The organism is Microvirga zambiensis WSM3693 (assembly GCF_016735695.1).
GTDB classification, from domain to species: domain Bacteria; phylum Pseudomonadota; class Alphaproteobacteria; order Rhizobiales; family Beijerinckiaceae; genus Microvirga; species Microvirga zambiensis.
In genome coordinates this window covers 1-502 of record NZ_JAERQD010000257.1, presented here as the reverse complement: position 1 = coordinate 502, position 502 = coordinate 1, and the positions used below count along the sequence as shown (strand labels likewise).

The following is a 502-nucleotide window of genomic DNA, read 5'->3' as shown; positions in this document are numbered from 1 at the left end:
GCGGCAATGACGAAGCCGCCAACCAGTTCAAAGCCGAGACCGGCATCCCGGTCTTCAAGTTCGACGTCTCCGATTCCGCTGCCTGCGAGACCGGCATCCGCGCCGTCGAGGCCGAACTCGGTCCCGTCGACATTCTGGTCAACAATGCGGGCATCACCCGCGACGGCATGTTCCACAGGATGAATTTCGATCAGTGGTCCGCCGTCGTCCGCACCAACCTCGATTCCATGTTCACCTGCACGCGCCCCGTGATCGAGGGGATGCGCGAGCGCGGGTTCGGACGCATCATCATCATCTCCTCCATCAACGGCCAGAAGGGCCAGATGGGGCAGGCGAACTACTCCGCCGCCAAGGCGGGCGTGGTCGGCTTCGCCAAGGCGCTGGCGCAGGAGAACGCCAACAAGGGCGTCACCGTCAACGTGATTGCGCCGGGCTATATCGCCACCGAGATGGTAAAGGCGGTGCCCGAAGAGGTGCTCAAGGCGAAGATCCTGCCGCTCAT

The 502-nt window shown here is 63.3% G+C and carries 1 protein-coding gene; it reads left to right on the top strand.

Features of this window, described 5'->3' with window-relative positions:
• A partial coding sequence (locus JKL46_RS35180) for an SDR family NAD(P)-dependent oxidoreductase (RefSeq protein WP_201843098.1) occupies nucleotides 1-502 on the top strand: 502 nt, incomplete at both ends.